At 43.6% G+C, this 15790-nt stretch carries 14 protein-coding genes; 12 read left to right on the top strand and 2 right to left on the bottom strand.

Annotation, left to right across the window (positions count from 1 at the left end; all coding sequences use genetic code 11):
* Position 1: 1 nt before the first annotated feature.
* Positions 2-979, bottom strand: a complete 978-nt coding sequence (locus L3V37_RS05290; protein ID WP_237305958.1) for a DUF3187 family protein — start codon at positions 977-979, stop codon at positions 2-4.
* 403 nt (positions 980-1382) lie between these two features.
* Here L3V37_RS05290 and thrS point away from each other — a divergent pair, with 403 nt between their 5' ends.
* The 6 genes from thrS (at position 1383) to L3V37_RS05260 (ending at position 6258) form a co-directional block, all read left to right on the top strand.
* The gene (gene thrS, locus L3V37_RS05285; RefSeq protein ID WP_005395892.1) at positions 1383-3311 is read left to right on the top strand and encodes a threonine--tRNA ligase; all 1929 of its coding nucleotides are present in this window, start codon (positions 1383-1385) and stop codon (positions 3309-3311) included.
* A gap of 3 nt (positions 3312-3314) precedes the next feature.
* Positions 3315-3866, top strand: coding sequence for a translation initiation factor IF-3 (gene infC / locus L3V37_RS05280; RefSeq protein WP_080276913.1), 552 nt, complete (start codon positions 3315-3317; stop codon positions 3864-3866).
* 120 nt (positions 3867-3986) lie between these two features.
* The gene (rpmI, locus tag L3V37_RS05275; RefSeq protein ID WP_005377932.1) at positions 3987-4181 is read left to right on the top strand and encodes a 50S ribosomal protein L35; all 195 of its coding nucleotides are present in this window, start codon (positions 3987-3989) and stop codon (positions 4179-4181) included.
* Between the two features lie 40 nt (positions 4182-4221).
* Entirely contained in the window at positions 4222-4575 is a 354-nt protein-coding gene (gene rplT, locus L3V37_RS05270) for a 50S ribosomal protein L20 (protein ID WP_004727974.1), read from the top strand.
* A 189-nt stretch (positions 4576-4764) separates the two neighbouring features.
* Positions 4765-5082 carry a heavy metal-binding domain-containing protein gene (locus tag L3V37_RS05265; RefSeq protein ID WP_130546017.1) on the top strand — a complete coding sequence of 106 codons (318 nt, stop codon included), beginning with the start codon at positions 4765-4767 and terminating at the stop codon, positions 5080-5082.
* A 366-nt stretch (positions 5083-5448) separates the two neighbouring features.
* Positions 5449-6258: a helix-turn-helix domain-containing protein gene (locus tag L3V37_RS05260; RefSeq protein ID WP_005385480.1), complete on the top strand. Its 810-nt coding sequence runs from the start codon at positions 5449-5451 to the stop codon at positions 6256-6258.
* Here the strand turns inward: L3V37_RS05260 and L3V37_RS05255 are convergent.
* On the bottom strand, positions 6251-6436 hold the full coding sequence (locus tag L3V37_RS05255; RefSeq protein ID WP_031780965.1) for a hypothetical protein: 186 nt from the start codon (positions 6434-6436) through the stop codon (positions 6251-6253). The genes L3V37_RS05260 and L3V37_RS05255 overlap by 8 nt on opposite strands.
* A gap of 270 nt (positions 6437-6706) precedes the next feature.
* Between L3V37_RS05255 and L3V37_RS05250 the strand changes: the two genes are divergently transcribed.
* The 6 genes from L3V37_RS05250 (at position 6707) to pheT (ending at position 15718) form a co-directional block, all read left to right on the top strand.
* Positions 6707-7495: a TetR/AcrR family transcriptional regulator gene (locus tag L3V37_RS05250; RefSeq protein ID WP_005377913.1), complete on the top strand. Its 789-nt coding sequence runs from the start codon at positions 6707-6709 to the stop codon at positions 7493-7495.
* Between the two features lie 249 nt (positions 7496-7744).
* A complete protein-coding gene (locus tag L3V37_RS05245; RefSeq protein ID WP_237305957.1) occupies positions 7745-10123 on the top strand; it encodes an RND family transporter in 2379 nt (792 codons plus the stop codon).
* A gap of 18 nt (positions 10124-10141) precedes the next feature.
* Positions 10142-10933 (top strand): outer membrane lipoprotein-sorting protein, encoded by a 792-nt coding sequence (locus tag L3V37_RS05240; protein ID WP_130546019.1) that lies wholly within the window; start codon positions 10142-10144, stop codon positions 10931-10933.
* 64 nt (positions 10934-10997) lie between these two features.
* Positions 10998-12119 (top strand): hypothetical protein, encoded by a 1122-nt coding sequence (locus L3V37_RS05235; protein ID WP_231972719.1) that lies wholly within the window; start codon positions 10998-11000, stop codon positions 12117-12119.
* Between the two features lie 191 nt (positions 12120-12310).
* Positions 12311-13294: a phenylalanine--tRNA ligase subunit alpha gene (gene pheS, locus L3V37_RS05230; RefSeq protein WP_005385470.1), complete on the top strand. Its 984-nt coding sequence runs from the start codon at positions 12311-12313 to the stop codon at positions 13292-13294.
* Positions 13295-13312: 18 nt separating this feature from the next.
* A complete protein-coding gene (gene pheT, locus L3V37_RS05225; protein ID WP_237305956.1) occupies positions 13313-15718 on the top strand; it encodes a phenylalanine--tRNA ligase subunit beta in 2406 nt (801 codons plus the stop codon).
* The last annotated feature ends 72 nt before the right edge of the window (positions 15719-15790 follow it).

Here is a 15790-nt window from a genome sequence, read left to right as displayed (position 1 = left end):
ATCAACTTGATGAAAATATGTACCGATATCCTATTGTGAAAGCGATATCGGTACTGTTATCCATGTTTCTTGCGTTCTCTACGGCTAAAAACTCAAGCGCTGAATTTTCCATTAGATATCGATAGCCCAATACCAGTTCATTAGAGGCATCAGCAAACTCTGTGGGCCCTTCTGTTGAGCCTTGATACCAATGATATTCCAACATCAGGTGATGGTTATCTTCTAAGGCATAACGGTACCCACCCGCAATGGCAATCGTATTATGTCGATAGGGCAGATCGAGCAAGGCACGGTCATCCGAGCGAAAAGTCATGCCAATCATCGAATAAAATGCATGAGCATCACTTAAGTAGCTGTAGTTTAATTGGAAGCCTTGCTCGAAACTGCTACCTTGAAAAGTGCCGTGAGCCACATCGTTAAAATACAAACTGCCGCCAATCGATAGGCCGTGATGTTCATTTTGGAATACTTGATACTGTAAGTAAGTAGATAGGTTATTGGCCAGTGTTTGTCCTTCGAAATCATCTTCAAGCACATCATATTGCGGCATTGAAATGTAAAAACGATCTCTGTCTACTTTATCCCGCCCATTTTGTCCGATACCGAAAAGTTTATGGAAGCTTTTCGTCAGTCCATCAAAATGGTTGTCAGCGGCAAAGACCCATCGATAGTTGAGCTCCCACTGCCAACGGTTGCTGACTTGCCATTTGCTGCCTAATTCGATTTGATTGTGGTAATAATCCAGTGCGTATTCATCAGTATGAGCCCAAACACTTGCCACGGTTCCCGAACCATAGGCTTCGACAAAACCAGAGGGCAGACTGTGTCCTGAACGTAGTATGTTGGTGTGACTAACCACTTGCATTGGGGATTGTGCGTAAGAACGCAGCGGGCCATATAAGTCATTTGATGCGAAGGCTTGCAAAGAACATATCGAGGTGCTTAGAAGCACCATAAAGCGCGATTTGAAATAGACCATGATGACTACCTACATACAAACTACTCTATAAAACAACTATATACCTAAATCGCACGTTGAGCTCTCGCCCAGCGTGTTAGGCTTTGTATCGCTTCACACGTAATAGGGGATATTGTAATTTGTTGTGTAAGTTCATTGAGGGGCAATTCCATTCATCAGCTATGCGGTCTCTTAAAAAAGCATGATCAGATTGTCGTGACGGGTCTGCGGTTAAGTTCTTATGACAAAACAAAATCGCGCTTTGCATTCTAAATGTGAGCTAGGTACAATCCCATTTTCGATAACGGTCCGGTATTCGTGTTACCGAGAGGCCTTTATTGACTCTCAACTATTTTCAACAAATAGCTTCTAATTTGAATAACATGTGTTGCTTGGTGTGCAACACCACTGTAAAGGACATAGCATGCCTATTATTACTCTTCCTGACGGCAGTCAGCGTCAATTTGACAACCCAGTTTCTACTATGGAAGTTGCGCAATCGATCGGTCCTGGTCTTGCAAAAGCAACTATCGCTGGTCGTGTAAACGGTAACCGCGTTGATGCGTGTGATCTAATTGAAGAAGACGCAAGCCTTGAAATCATCACAGTTAAAGATGAAGTAGACGGTCTAGAAATCGTTCGTCACTCTTGTGCTCACCTTCTTGGTCACGCTCTTAAGCAGCTTTACCCTCAAGCTAAAATGGCGATCGGTCCAACCATCGACAATGGCTTCTACTACGATATCGACTTAGACGAATCTTTAACGCAAGAAGATCTTGAAAAGATTGAAAAGCGTATGAAAGAGCTAGCGAAAACCAAGTACGAAGTGGTTAAGAAAAAAGTAAGCTGGCAGGAAGCGCGTGATACGTTTGAATCACGTGGCGAACCATACAAAGTGGAAATCCTAGACGAAAACGTATCTCGTGATGATCGTCCAGGCCTTTACCACCATGAAGAATACATCGACATGTGTCGTGGTCCTCACGTTCCTAACATGAGCTTCTGTCAACACTTCACTTTGCTGAATGTTGCAGGTGCTTACTGGCGTGGTAACAGCGACAACAAAATGCTTCAACGTATCTACGGTACGGCTTTCCACGACAAGAAAGCACTGAAAGCGCACCTAACTCGCCTAGAAGAAGCGGCGAAGCGTGATCACCGTAAGATTGGTAAGCAACTAGACCTATTCCACATGCAGCAAGAAGCACCGGGTATGGTGTTCTGGCATCACAATGGTTGGTCTATCTTCCGTGATCTAGAAGTATTCATCCGCGCTAAGCTAGATGAGTACGGTTACCAAGAAGTGAAAGGTCCACTTATGATGGACCGTGTTCTTTGGGAACGCTCTGGGCACTGGGACAAATACGCTGATGCAATGTTCACAACTTCTTCTGAGAACCGTGAATACGCGATTAAGCCAATGAACTGTCCAGGTCACGTACAGATCTTCAACCAAGGTCTAAAATCGTACCGCGACCTACCGCTACGTATGGCTGAGTTTGGCTCATGTCACCGTAACGAACCATCTGGTGCACTACACGGTATTATGCGTGTACGTGGCTTTACTCAGGATGACGCTCACATTTTCTGTACTGAGAGCCAAATTCAAGAAGAAGTAACAAACTGTATCAAGATGGTGTACGATACGTACCAAACATTTGGTTTCGACAACATCGTAGTGAAACTGTCTACTCGTCCAGAGAAACGTGTAGGTTCAGATGAAATCTGGGATCAATCTGAAGAAGCATTGAAGCAGTCTCTTGAATCGATGGATATCCCATACGAAATTCAAGAAGGCGAGGGTGCGTTCTACGGTCCTAAGATTGAATTCACACTATACGATTGTCTAGACCGTGCGTGGCAGTGTGGTACTGTCCAGCTAGACTTCAACCTACCAGGTCGCTTAGGTGCAACTTATGTAGGTGAAAACAATGAACGTCTTGTACCGGTAATGATTCACCGTGCGATTCTAGGTTCACTAGAGCGCTTCATCGGTATCCTTATCGAAGAATATGCTGGTTTCTTCCCAACTTGGTTGGCGCCAGAACAAGCAGTTCTTATGAACATTACTGATAAACAGTCAGGTTATGTTCAAGAAATAGTACAAAAACTACAAAAAAGTGGAATTAGAGCTAAAGCGGACTTGAGAAATGAGAAGATTGGCTTTAAAATCCGCGAACATACTTTGAAGCGTGTACCGTATATGCTTGTTGTTGGTGACCAAGAAATGGAAGCTGGCGAAATTGCAGTGCGTACTCGTAAAGGTAAAGATCTTGGTAAATTTAAAGTGGATGATTTTATTGCATACATCCAAGACGAGATCTCTAGCCGTAAGCTCAATCTGGAGGAATAAGCTATTAAAGGCGGAAGACGTGGCCAACAGCCGGTAAAACAAAACCCGCACCGTATCAACGGTGAAATTCGTGGTATTCGTGAAGTTCGACTAACAGGCGCTGACGGTGAATCAGTTGGTGTTGTATCGATTCAAGAAGCCATTGCAGCTGCTGAAGAAGCTGGTATGGATCTCGTTGAGATCAGTCCTAACGCCGAGCCACCTGTTTGTCGTGTGATGGACTATGGTAAGTTCCTCTTCGAGAAGAGCAAAACTGCTAAAGAGCAGAAGAAGAAGCAAAAGCAGGTCCAGATCAAGGAAGTAAAATTCCGTCCTGGAACTGATATTGGAGACTATCAGGTAAAACTACGCAACCTGACGCGTTTCCTTGAAGAAGGCAACAAAGTGAAAGTAACAATTCGCTTCCGTGGCCGAGAGATGGCACACCAAGACATCGGTGTTGACGTTCTAAATCGTCTTAAGGAAGATACTGCAGAAATTGCTGTAGTTGAATCTTTCCCTAAGAAGATTGAAGGTCGCCAGATGATCATGGTGCTAGCCCCTAAAAAGAAGTAATTAACGGCTCATCAAGTAATTAAAACCTAGCCGCTTTCCTTTATATAAAGGCATATGGCTGGGTTTTGTTCGCCCTAATTACGTTGTTTATTAAACCTACTCAATGCGGAGTTATTCATCATGCCTAAGATGAAAACCAACAAAGGTGCTGCTAAGCGTTTTAAGAAAACTGCTGGTGGTATTAAGTACAAGCACGCTACAAAACGTCACATCCTGACTAAGCGTACTACTAAGAACAAGCGTCAACTACGTCCGAATGCAATCCTTCCAAAATGTGAAGTGGCTGCAGTAATCCGTATGTTGCCATACGCTTAATTCTTTTTAGTTATCAATCGTTTAGTTTAGGAGAAGCATAATGCCTCGCGTAAAACGTGGTGTACAAGCTCGTGCACGTCATAAGAAAGTTCTAAAACAAGCTAAAGGTTACTACGGTGCGCGTTCACGTGTTTACCGCGTAGCTTTCCAAGCAGTTACTAAAGCTGGTCAATACGCTTACCGTGACCGTCGCGCTAAGAAACGTCAATTCCGTCAACTATGGATTGCACGTATCAATGCGGCATCTCGTCAAAATGGTCTATCTTACAGCCGTTTCATCAACGGTCTTAAGAAAGCATCTATCGAGATCGACCGTAAGATCCTTGCGGACATCGCAGTATTCGACAAAGCTGCATTTGCAGTTCTAGTTGAAAAAGCGAAAGCTGCTCTTTAATTAGCAGTTTAGGATTAAGAGAAGGAGAGCATTAGCTCTCCTTTTTTATTGCTAAAATTTATACCCAAATGACTTTTAGCTTGGCTATTTAGAGTATTGTTTATCAGTCTTCTCAATTTATTGGTTAGCATCTTATGTTAGTTATAAGGTAGCTTGGGTATAAATTTTTACGTTTATAAGGGATTAAAAATGATCTACACAACGACCGAAAGCATTCCTGGCAAGCAGATCTCTGAAATCAGAGGGGTTGTAACTGGTAATGTTGTTCAATCAAAACATATTGGCCGTGACCTCATGGCGGGTATCAAGAGCATTGTTGGCGGCGAAATTCGTGGTTACACGGAAATGATGACCGACGCGCGTGATATTGCTATACAGCGCATGGTGGCGGACGCTGAGTCTAAAGGTGCCGATGCAATTGTAGGGATTCGATTTACCACAAGCTCAATCGTAGATGGTTCTTCGGAAATTTTGGCATTTGGTACTGCGGTGAAATTAGCGAACTAGTCTACTTGAATAGCATTGCAAAAATGCCAATAGAGAGCGGTGAATTATTATGCATTTACCGTTCTGTTCCTTTTAGGTTAATTATTCTAGATTTTTGTAGAGCGAATAGGTTTATATTCTCAACTTTACGTTACTATTAAAATTAATCACGACAATTTAGAGTGATTGCTTTACTTTTATTTTGCATATTATTTTATATCTATAATGAAATTGAATTCATATTGAATTTTTCATTTGTTGTGTGAATTCTCCTTTCAGTATATTAATTCATGTTTTTCTTATAAAAATATGAACTTATACCTTGCCAAGCGGTTCTAAATTGTTACAAATACTATACAGCTGTAACATTGCCAAAAGGAATTGTAGATGAGAGATCTGACTCCCGAATACTTGCTAGCCGCATTACGCCAAGCGATTAAAACCAAAGGGCTAACATATCGAGAGCTATCTGAGAAAATGGGTATGCCACTGTCTACCTTTAAGAGACATCTTACAAGCACGAATCTCGCTTTAGATAAGTTGCTGGAATATTGTAGAGCGGTTGATTGCACGTTAGATGAACTACAAAAGCTCGCAAATCAATTGCAAGGTGAAGACGAGGATTACTTTAGTCGTACGCAGGATGAGGTATTCTTTCAATTCCCTCACCTTTACGACTTTTATCGTGAATTGAGAATGCTTCGAGGTAAAGACGGTTATTCTATTTTAAAGAAAAAGTATGACTTGTCTGAGCAGAGCATGTCTGATTACTTAAAAGCATTAGAGTTGTTGGATCTCGTTTACGTTGATGAAGATAAAAATATAACGCTGCACGGGCCTTTATATTATAGCTATGCAGAGAACTCCAAGCTCAACGACAAATATACCGAAATCATAAAAGAGCAGACGACTACCCACGATAAGTGTGTTCGCGTTGCTTTGGCGCGTATGAAAATTACTGAAGAACAGCTTTTGTTACTGGAAGATCAAGTTGCAAAGACCGTCATTGATTTTCATTCCAAAAATGTTGTAGCAGAGAACTTTAATGTCTCTGATTTTACTAATATTGTTCTACTTGCTGGGCCACATCAGCCAGTCACATTCTCTGACGGCATTATTGAGACAGAGGGGCGATTTATTGATGATATTCGTTATGCCATCGCAGCTGCAGGTGATAAGCCAAGCCTATCTATATAGATTTTGAGCCTTTTTTGAAGAGAGTTTCTGAAAGGGCGTTGCAAAAGAAAAAGCCTAAGACAGCAAATACTTTGTAAGTAGGGCATTCAGCGGTGTTTGCTCTTAATTCAGACTTAAAGTGTGTTGGGCTTATTTCGAATAATACCTGTTCAGCATCTACTTTCGTTATTTTTAACATGCTGATTTCCTTCGTTGTTCCTCCCAAAGCCTCTCTCGCTTCCTCTACAAAGAAACCATTCTCGTTGAACCAAGCATCCTGTAGCTACTTGGGTATGCATAATTGGTAGCTATTTATCTTCTAATTATAAATTCATACTTGAAATGTTTGTTTTTTGATCTATTATGACGAAGTGTCATTTATGACGGTTCGTCAACTTTAGTTGCGTTCCTGTATTAAAGAATCGTGTTACAATTATTGGGAGTGTGTTGGTATACGGATCAAAGGATTATGTTTAACTTTCGCTGTAAAAAATATAGCAAGCAAGACGGATGTCGTGTGTCTTCAGGGCTAACAAAAAAGCAACAGGCGATTGCTGATCGTGAGATAGAGCTTATTCAATTGGCTAAGTCTTTAGTTCAAGAGCAAGGCTTTGCCAACTTAACGATGGACAAGCTTACAGCGTCAAGCCCTTATTCTAAAGGGACGATCTACAATCATTTTTGCAGCAAAGAAGATGTGATTCTTGCGCTTTGTATTCATTCGCTGAAAAGCGAAGCAATATTTTTCGAACGTACCGCCAAATTTAATGGCAATACCAGAGAAAAAATCATTGCGATGCATGTAGGTTATCGTATTTACGCTCGTATGGAGCCAGTACTATCAACTTGTGCGATTGTTGCAAAGACGCCTTGGGTTTTAGAGAAGGCTTCGCCTAAACGTGTGAATGAACTGAATAACTTGGAAGAACAAGTAATAGATGGTGCTGATGCGCTGGTGAACAATGCGGTAGAATGTGGTGATCTTAAGTTTTCTCCCGCAATTGGTTCTGATGCTATTGTATTCGCCAACTGGTCTATTGCATTCGGTTCAAACGCTTTGGCGCAAAATGCATCGAACAGTCGATGTATTCAGCGAATTCAAGACCCATTCTCAGTACTGCACAACGCGAATATGTTACTTGATGGTTTAGGTTGGTCGCCTTTATCTACAGAATGGGACTACCGTAAAACCTGGCGTCGAGTGGAGCAGGAGTTATTTAGTGAAGAGCTTGCTTATTTAGAGTCAGTGAATCGCTAATAAACTGGAAAGGCCAATCTGACGTTATGGTTGGCTTTTTTATCGCACTATTGTGACGAATCGTCATTAAATCTCGAGGGTTGGCGTTCAGCCAATGATCACGAGAAGCATAGGAAGTTACTAAAAACTGACTTATGTAGCCAAATTCATTCGATCTAAAGTTTGCATGTCGAGTTTGTCTGGTTATTTACAGCATTTGCTGTTTTTTTAGTTTTTAAATTTGACGAAACGTCACAAAAGGAGAGTGTGATGCCACATCACAACGTTCAACAATACGCCCGTTCAGGGTGGGGTAAGCTACCAACGAATTACAGTGTATTGGTGATGCTTGCTACCGTTTTATTGATTGTCATAGCAACCATTGGAGGAAAAAATCTTTACTTTAGAGGAGATTACGACATCTTCTTTGATGGAACAAATGAGCAGTTACTTGCGTTTGATGAAATTCAAACCACCTTTGCAAAATCTGACAGTCTTGCTTTGGTTATAGCGCCAAAGAGCGGCACTGTTTTTACTCCTAGCACATTATCTCTTATTCAGCAGATCACTGACGAGGCGTGGCAAGTTCCATACTCGACCCGCGTTGATTCCCTCGCCAACTACCAGCATACCGAAGCGTTTGAAGACGATCTTCTTGTCGAAGATTTACTGTATAGCGAATATGAATTGACACCTCAACGAATAGAGAAAGTCAAAAGTATTGCGTTGAGTGAGCCGGTTTTGAAAAGTTCACTGATTTCTGAAAAAGGAGATGTCACGGTCGTAAACATTACGGTCCAACTCCCTGAAATAGATAAAACTGCTGAAGTACAAGAGGTGGTTGCTTACATAAACGGAATGATTGAGCGTTATCAGCAAGTGTACCCAGACACGGAATTCCATAAGGCTGGAATTATTGCAATGAACTACGCGTTTATGACCGCAGCCCAAGATGATAGCGCAACATTAGTGCCTACTATGTTACTAGTGATATTGGTGTTTCTGACCATCATGTTGCGCTCATTGCTTAGCGTCATCGCGACGCTCATCGTTATTATCGGCTCGGTTATGGTTACAATGGGCTTGTCAGGATGGGCTGGTATGTTCTTAAGCACGGCGACTGTTAATGTGCCTACCTTGGTGATGACGCTTGCCGTCGCAGACTGTGTACACATCATCGCGACAATGCGTCAGTCTATGCAAAACGGCTTTAGTAAAGCCCACTCTATTGAGCGAAGTATTGCGCTCAATTTCATGCCTATCTTGATTACCTCCATTACCACCGCGATCGGCTTTTTAATGATGAATATGTCGGATTCTCCAATCCTGAGAGATTTCGGCAACCTATCAGCCCTTGGCGTCATGGTTGCTTGTTTCCTTTCCATCACGTTACTTCCCGCCTTGCTTAATATCCTTCCGGTTACGGTGAAGTCGGATACTTCTGATGAAAGAAAGCACTTTATGGATCATTTAGGAGATTTCGTGGTGTCAAAGCGACATGCGTTATTGCCGTTGTCGGTGCTTGTTATTGTCGTGAGTGCGAGCTTGATTCCGCTGAACAAAGTCAATGATGAATCCGTCGAGTACTTTGGCCATAGCAATGAATTTCGCCGAGCGGCTGATTTTATGGAAGAGCGAATCAGTGGCATGGCGAACATCAGTATCGCGATAAAAACCAACGAATCGCAGGGCATTGCCGATCCTAATTTTCTCAATTCCGTGGGTAAATTTACTGACTGGCTAAGGTTGCAGCCAGAAACGGACCATGTTGCGACCTTGAGCGATGTTTATAAGCGCCTAAACAAGAACATGCATGGAGATGATCAGGCTTATTACTCGCTCCCTCAAGACAGAGAATTAGCGGCTCAATATCTGCTGCTTTATGAAATGTCACTACCGTATGGTTTAGATTTGAACAACCAAATCAATGTAGATAAGTCGTCGATCAAGATGGTTCTCACCGTGGAGAACTTGGGCAGCGTCGAGCTTGTTGATTTGGAAAATCGCATTTACCAATGGTTTAACGAAAACGCGCCTCAATATGATGTTGTTGCGTCTAGTCCTTCATTGATGTTTGCGCATATTGGTGAAACGAATATGGCCAGCATGCTGTCAACCTTGCCCATTACTCTTGTCCTAATCTCTGCATTACTGATCTTTGCCTTGCGTTCGTTCAAGCTTGGCTTAATTAGTCTTGTCCCGAATATTGCTCCTGCGCTTATTGGTTTTGGTATTTGGGCGCTGGTTTCTGGCGAGATTAACTTGGGATTGTCTGTCGTTGTGACATTAACGCTTGGTGTTGTTGTCGATGACGCCGTTCACTTTCTTTCTAAATATCAACACGCTCGTAAAGATGGCCACAGTGCGGAGCAAGCGGTTCGCTACGCCTTTCGTACCGTGGGGCGCGCACTTTGGATTACGACGGTCGTGCTTGTTGCTGGTTTCTCTGTTCTGGCGATGTCGAGCTTCCGTTTAAATGCCGATATGGGACAGCTGAGTGCCATTGTCATCTTTATTGCCCTTGTTGTGGATTTCATCTTCCTACCGACTCTACTGATGTTGTTTGACAAAGGCGTTTACGACGAGGTAGAGCGCCGAAATAAGCTTAAATCAACTGGCTCTCAAACCAAGACTGTTACTCAGTCATAACGAATTAAAGGATCGAACATGAATTTAGTAAAAAATGCCTTAAAAGTATCAGTACTTTCTGTCTCGCTTATTATGAGTCATGCGGTGTTGGCGGATGAAGCCAAAGGACTAGACATTGCCCAAGAGCGCAAAGCCCGTGATGAAGGGTGGGGGGATTCTGTTGCTACGATGCAAATGATTCTGCGAAACGCGCAAGGAGAAAGCAGCACACGTTTAATGCGCTTACAATCACTCGAAGTTGATGGCGATGGTGACAAAGGGCTCACGATATTTGATGAACCGAGAGATGTAAAAGGCACGGCGTTTCTCAACCATTCTCATACGGTGGGTGCCGATGACCAATGGCTTTACCTTCCTGCACTGAAACGTGTGAAACGTATTTCGTCGCGTAACAAATCAGGTCCTTTTATGGGCAGTGAATTCGCGTATGAGGATCTCAGTTCCTTTGAGATTGAAAAATACCGTTTCAACTACCTAAAAGATGACAGCATAAACGGGCAAGATGTTTTCGTCGTAGAGCAAATTCCGACCGATAAGAACTCAGGTTATACCAAGCAAACGGTGTGGTTAGATAAAGCGCATTATCGTCCACTTAAAGTTGAGTTTTACGACCGCAAAGGCTCTTTGTTAAAAACGCTTTCTTTTTCCGATTACAAGCAATATCTCAACCAATATTGGCGAGCGCACACTATGGCGATGACAAACCATCAAACAGGAAAAAGTACTGAGCTAACGACTAGCGAAATGCGTTTTAACACTGGATTACAAGACAATGACTTTCATAAGAATGTGTTGAAGCGAGTGAGGTAGTGGAGGAAAAATGAAGCGATTAAATGCTGGGTTGTTGCTTAGTGCAGCAGCCTTTTTTTACTCGATGCCTCTGACTGCCGTCGAGCTCGCAGGACAAGTCAATATTGAGCATCGTCAGTTTTTTAAAACGGGCTCTCAGGGTCAGAGCAAAGCGCAAACGTCATTGGTTTTGCAGCCAGAATTTTACTGGGAGATGCAAAATGGTGATGCAAACTTTACTTTCACACCTTTCTATCGTCTGGATGGTCTAGACGATGAGCGAAGTCATGGCGACATACGAGAGGCACTTTATCTGACTTATTGGGATGATTATGAGCTTCGAGTTGGGATTAGTAAGGTCTTTTGGGGAGTGACTGAATCAGCCCATTTAGTTGATGTAGTAAACCAAACAGATGCCATTGAAGCCGTCGATGGTGAAGATAAACTCGGTCAGCCGATGTTACATTTTACCTCTTTCAAAGACTGGGGCACCGTCCACGCAATGTTGTTACCTTACTTTAGGGAACGAACGTTTGCGGGTACAGAAGGCCGCTTGCGAACCGAACCCGTTGTCTCTGATGATGCTATCTATGAATCAAGCAGAGAAGAGAAGCACGTAGATGTGGCTTTTCGATATTCGAAAATGCTTGGCGATTGGGACGTAGGCCTAAGCTATTTATATGGAACAAACCGGGATCCTTACTTTCGTTTAGAGTACGGAGAATTAAAGCCTTACTACGCTCTGATGAGTCATGTCGGTCTGGATGTGCAAGGAATTGTTGGCGATTGGTTATGGAAACTAGAAAGTGTTTATCGAGATAGCGCTGATAATCATGTCGGTCTTGTGACGGGTTTTGAGTATACCTTCGTCGGTGCATTTGACACGGTTTGGGATGTGGGAGTTATTGGTGAGTACCTCTATGACAGTCGTGGGAACAACGCACAAACTATCGGTCAAAATGATGTGTTTGCAGGTATTCGTTGGGCGCTCAATGATGAGGACGGAACGGAAGTATTGATGGGAATCACGAAGGATTTAGATAACGCTAATGTTTACAATGCTAAGTTAGAAGCATCGAGCCGAATATCGAATCACGTTAAGTGGCAAATTGATGCTTGGTTGTTTAAAAATGAAACACCAAATGATTTGCTCTACTTCGCTAGAGATGACGATTTTATCGAGCTATCTATTCAATACTATTTCTAAAACAAAAGGGCACAACTAAACGGCAGATTAACTAAAGATGACATTTTTGACGTTTTTGTGCTCTTTTTATTCAATAACCTCTTCTTTTCGTAATTCAATTTGGCATTGGTGCCCGGTTTGGCTACTATGTACAGCTATCAAAAAACCAATCACTCCCTTATGGACACTACCTACAGGTAGATGAGGAAACGATGCAACATCTAGAAGAGATCATTGCTAGCGCGAGCACTGCAATTGAAGCTGCCGAATCGCTAGTCGCACTTGATGAAGTGCGTGTTCAGTATCTGGGTAAAAAAGGTGAGCTAACTGCTCAACTTCAAAGCCTAGGCAAACTACCACCAGAAGAACGCCGTGAAGCTGGTCAAGAGATCAACAAAGCGAAAGGCGTCGTTCAGCAAGCTATCGCAGCTCGTAAAGATGCACTACAACGTGCTGAGCTTGAAGCGAAACTAGCAGCAGAAACAATCGACGTAACACTACCAGGTCGTCGTATTGAAAACGGTGGTTTACACCCAGTAACTCGTACTGTAGAGCGTATTGAGAAGTTCTTTGGCGAACTTGGTTTTAACACCGAGGCTGGCCCAGAGATCGAAGATGCATTCCACAACTTCGATGCGCTAAACATCGCCGCTGATCACCCAGCTCGTACTGACCACGATACTTTCTTCTTCAACCCAGACTTGATGCTTCGTACTCATACGTCAGGCGTACAGATCCGTACGATGGAAAATGGTAAACCACCATTCCGTTTCATTGCACCAGGCCGTGTATACCGTAACGACTACGACCAAACGCACACGCCAATGTTCCACCAAGTGGAAGGCATGCTGGTTGATGAGAACGTAAACTTTGCTCAGCTGAAAGGCATCCTGCACGATTTCCTATGTAACTTCTTCGAAGAAGAAGTAGAAGTACGTTTCCGTCCATCTTACTTCCCATTCACTGAGCCTTCAGCTGAAGTAGACGTGAAAGGCAAAAACGGTAAATGGTTAGAAGTACTAGGCTGCGGTATGGTTCACCCGAACGTGCTACGTAGCGTAGGTATCGATCCTGAAAAATACTCTGGTTTCGCATTCGGTATGGGTGTTGAGCGTCTAACAATGCTTCGTTACGGCGTGAACGATCTACGTGCGTTCTTCGAGAACGATCTTCGTTTCCTAAAACAGTTCAAGTAATCCAGAGGGTTCATCAACATGAAATTCAGCGAATCATGGCTTCGTGAGTGGGTAAACCCTGCGGTTACTACTGACGAGCTAACTCACCAAATTACAATGGCCGGCCTAGAGGTAGACGACGTTCTTCCTGTAGCTGGTTCTTTTACTGGCGTTAAAGTCGGTCACGTTGTTGAATGTGGCCAACACCCAGATGCAGACAAACTGCGCGTAACTAAAGTTGACGTGGGTGAAGAAGAGCTTCTAGACATTGTTTGTGGCGCACCTAACTGTCGCCAAGGTCTGAAAGTAGCAGTCGCAACAGTTGGTGCTGTTCTTCCAGGTGATTTTAAAATCAAAAAAGCGAAACTACGTGGCCAGCCATCTCACGGCATGCTTTGTTCGTTCACTGAACTAGGTATCGACGTTGAGTCAGACGGCATCATGGAACTAGCAGAAGACGCAGTAATCGGTACTGATTTCCGTGAATTCCTAGGTCTAGACGACGTAACGGTAGACGTAGACCTAACAGCAAACCGCGCTGACTGTTTCAGCATTCGTGGTCTAGCTCGTGAAGTTGGCGTACTAAACCGTGCTGACGTGACTGAGCCATCAGTAGAAGCAGTTGCCCCTTCAATCGACGATAAAGTGTCTATCGAAGTGAAAGCTCCTGCTGCGTGTCCTCGTTACCTAGGTCGTGTTATTAAGAACGTAAACGTTCAAGCTGAAACACCACTATGGATGCAAGAGAAACTGCGTCGTTGTGGTATTCGCTCTATCGACCCTGTAGTAGACATCACTAACTACGTTCTTCTAGAGCAAGGCCAACCAATGCACGCATTCGATCTAGCGAAGATCGAAGGTGGCATCGTAGTTCGTATGGCTGAGCAAGGTGAGAAGCTAACGCTTCTTGACGGCAACGAAGCAGAACTAAACGCAGATACACTAGTAGTTGCTGACCATAACAAAGCACTTGCAATCGCAGGTATCTTTGGTGGTGAAGAGTCTGGTGTAACAACTGAGACTAAAGACGTTCTACTAGAGTGTGCATTCTTTGCACCTGACCACATCCGTGGTCGCGCACGCAGCTACGGTCTGCACACTGACTCTTCAATGCGTTTTGAGCGTGGTGTGGATTACGCACTGCAAGTAAGCGCAATGGAGCGTGCAACACAGCTTCTTGTTGAAATTTGTGGCGGTGAAGTAGCACCTGTTGTTGCAGTAGAGTCTGAAGCAGACTTACCTAAGCCAAACAAAGTTGCTCTACGTCGTACTAAGCTAGACAACCTGCTAGGTCACCACATTGCAGATAGCGACGTAGTAGAAATCCTAGAGCGTCTAGGTTTGACTGTTGAAGCTTCAGAAGAAGGTTGGATGGCAGTAGCGCCAACATGGCGTTTCGATATCGCTATCGAGCAAGACCTGATTGAAGAAGTTGGCCGTATCTACGGTTATGACAACATTCCTAACCAACACCCAGCAGCAGCACTTAAGATGCACAACCACGTTGAAGCGGATCTTCCACTGAAACGCGTTCGTGATCTTCTTGTTGATCGTGGTTACCACGAAGCAATTACATACAGCTTCGTTGAGCCTGAGCAACAAAAGCTAGTTGTACCTGGTGTTGAGCCTCTAGTGCTTCCAAACCCAATTTCTGCAGACATGTCAGCAATGCGTCTTGGTCTTATCCAAGGTCTGCTGAACACGGTTGTTCACAACCAGAAGCGTCAACAGCCACGCGTTCGTCTATTCGAATATGGCCTACGTTTCATCCCATGTGAATCTGCAGAAAACGGCATGCGTCAAGAGCCTATGCTTGCAGGTGTTATTGCTGGTACTCGCGGTGAAGAACATTGGGATATCGAAACTAACACGGTTGATTTCTTCGACCTTAAGGGCGATCTAGAAGCGATTCTAGAGCTATCTGCGAACGAAAAAGCGTACTCTTTCGCTGCACTGTCACCTGAAAGCAAAAAAGCTAACCCAGCTCTTCACCCAGGTCAATCTGCGGCAATCATCGTAGACGGCAAAGAAGTAGGCGTGATCGGTACCGTTCACCCTGAGCTTGAGCGTAAGTTCGGCCTAAATGGTCGCACTATCGTATTCGAAATCGAATGGTCTGCAATCAACAGCAAAGTGATCCCAGAAGCGGTAGCACTTTCTAAATTCCCTTCAAACCGTCGTGATATCGCGGTAGTAGTGGATGAAGCTGTTGCATCTGGTGACATCGTTAACGCTTGTCTAGAGCAAGGTGGCGAGTTCCTTAAAGATGCGAAACTGTTCGACGTTTACGTAGGTAAAGGCGTTGAAGAAGGTAAGAAGAGCCTAGCAATTGCTCTGACTCTACAGTCACTTGAGCGTACGCTTGAAGATGCAGATATCGCTGGTGCGGTTGACGCTATCGTTGCTCACGTTTCTGAGATGTTTGGTGCGTCTCTGCGTGACTAATCTCGCGTAACGTATCTTCTTAAGAAATGAAAACCCTGCCAGTTTGGCAGGGTTTTTTATTTTTAGGATTAC

The sequence above is a fragment of the Vibrio sp. D54 genome (genome assembly GCF_021728075.1).
Classification (GTDB): Bacteria; Pseudomonadota; Gammaproteobacteria; order Enterobacterales; family Vibrionaceae; genus Vibrio; species Vibrio alginolyticus.
The sequence above is the reverse complement of the archived record's forward strand: the minus strand, read 5'-3'. Positions and strand labels throughout refer to the sequence as shown.

Coding starts and splice junctions, on each gene's coding strand:
- L3V37_RS05265 (WP_130546017.1), top strand. CDS start 4,765: ATGATCTACACAACGACCGAAAGCATTCCTGGCAAGCAGATCTCTGAA.
- L3V37_RS05290 (WP_237305958.1), bottom strand. CDS start 979: ATGGTCTATTTCAAATCGCGCTTTATGGTGCTTCTAAGCACCTCGATA.
- pheS (WP_005385470.1), top strand. CDS start 12,311: ATGCAACATCTAGAAGAGATCATTGCTAGCGCGAGCACTGCAATTGAA.
- L3V37_RS05260 (WP_005385480.1), top strand. CDS start 5,449: ATGAGAGATCTGACTCCCGAATACTTGCTAGCCGCATTACGCCAAGCG.
- rpmI (WP_005377932.1), top strand. CDS start 3,987: ATGCCTAAGATGAAAACCAACAAAGGTGCTGCTAAGCGTTTTAAGAAA.
- pheT (WP_237305956.1), top strand. CDS start 13,313: ATGAAATTCAGCGAATCATGGCTTCGTGAGTGGGTAAACCCTGCGGTT.
- L3V37_RS05245 (WP_237305957.1), top strand. CDS start 7,745: ATGCCACATCACAACGTTCAACAATACGCCCGTTCAGGGTGGGGTAAG.
- rplT (WP_004727974.1), top strand. CDS start 4,222: ATGCCTCGCGTAAAACGTGGTGTACAAGCTCGTGCACGTCATAAGAAA.
- L3V37_RS05250 (WP_005377913.1), top strand. CDS start 6,707: ATGTTTAACTTTCGCTGTAAAAAATATAGCAAGCAAGACGGATGTCGT.
- L3V37_RS05240 (WP_130546019.1), top strand. CDS start 10,142: ATGAATTTAGTAAAAAATGCCTTAAAAGTATCAGTACTTTCTGTCTCG.
- L3V37_RS05235 (WP_231972719.1), top strand. CDS start 10,998: ATGCCTCTGACTGCCGTCGAGCTCGCAGGACAAGTCAATATTGAGCAT.
- thrS (WP_005395892.1), top strand. CDS start 1,383: ATGCCTATTATTACTCTTCCTGACGGCAGTCAGCGTCAATTTGACAAC.
- L3V37_RS05255 (WP_031780965.1), bottom strand. CDS start 6,436: ATGTTAAAAATAACGAAAGTAGATGCTGAACAGGTATTATTCGAAATA.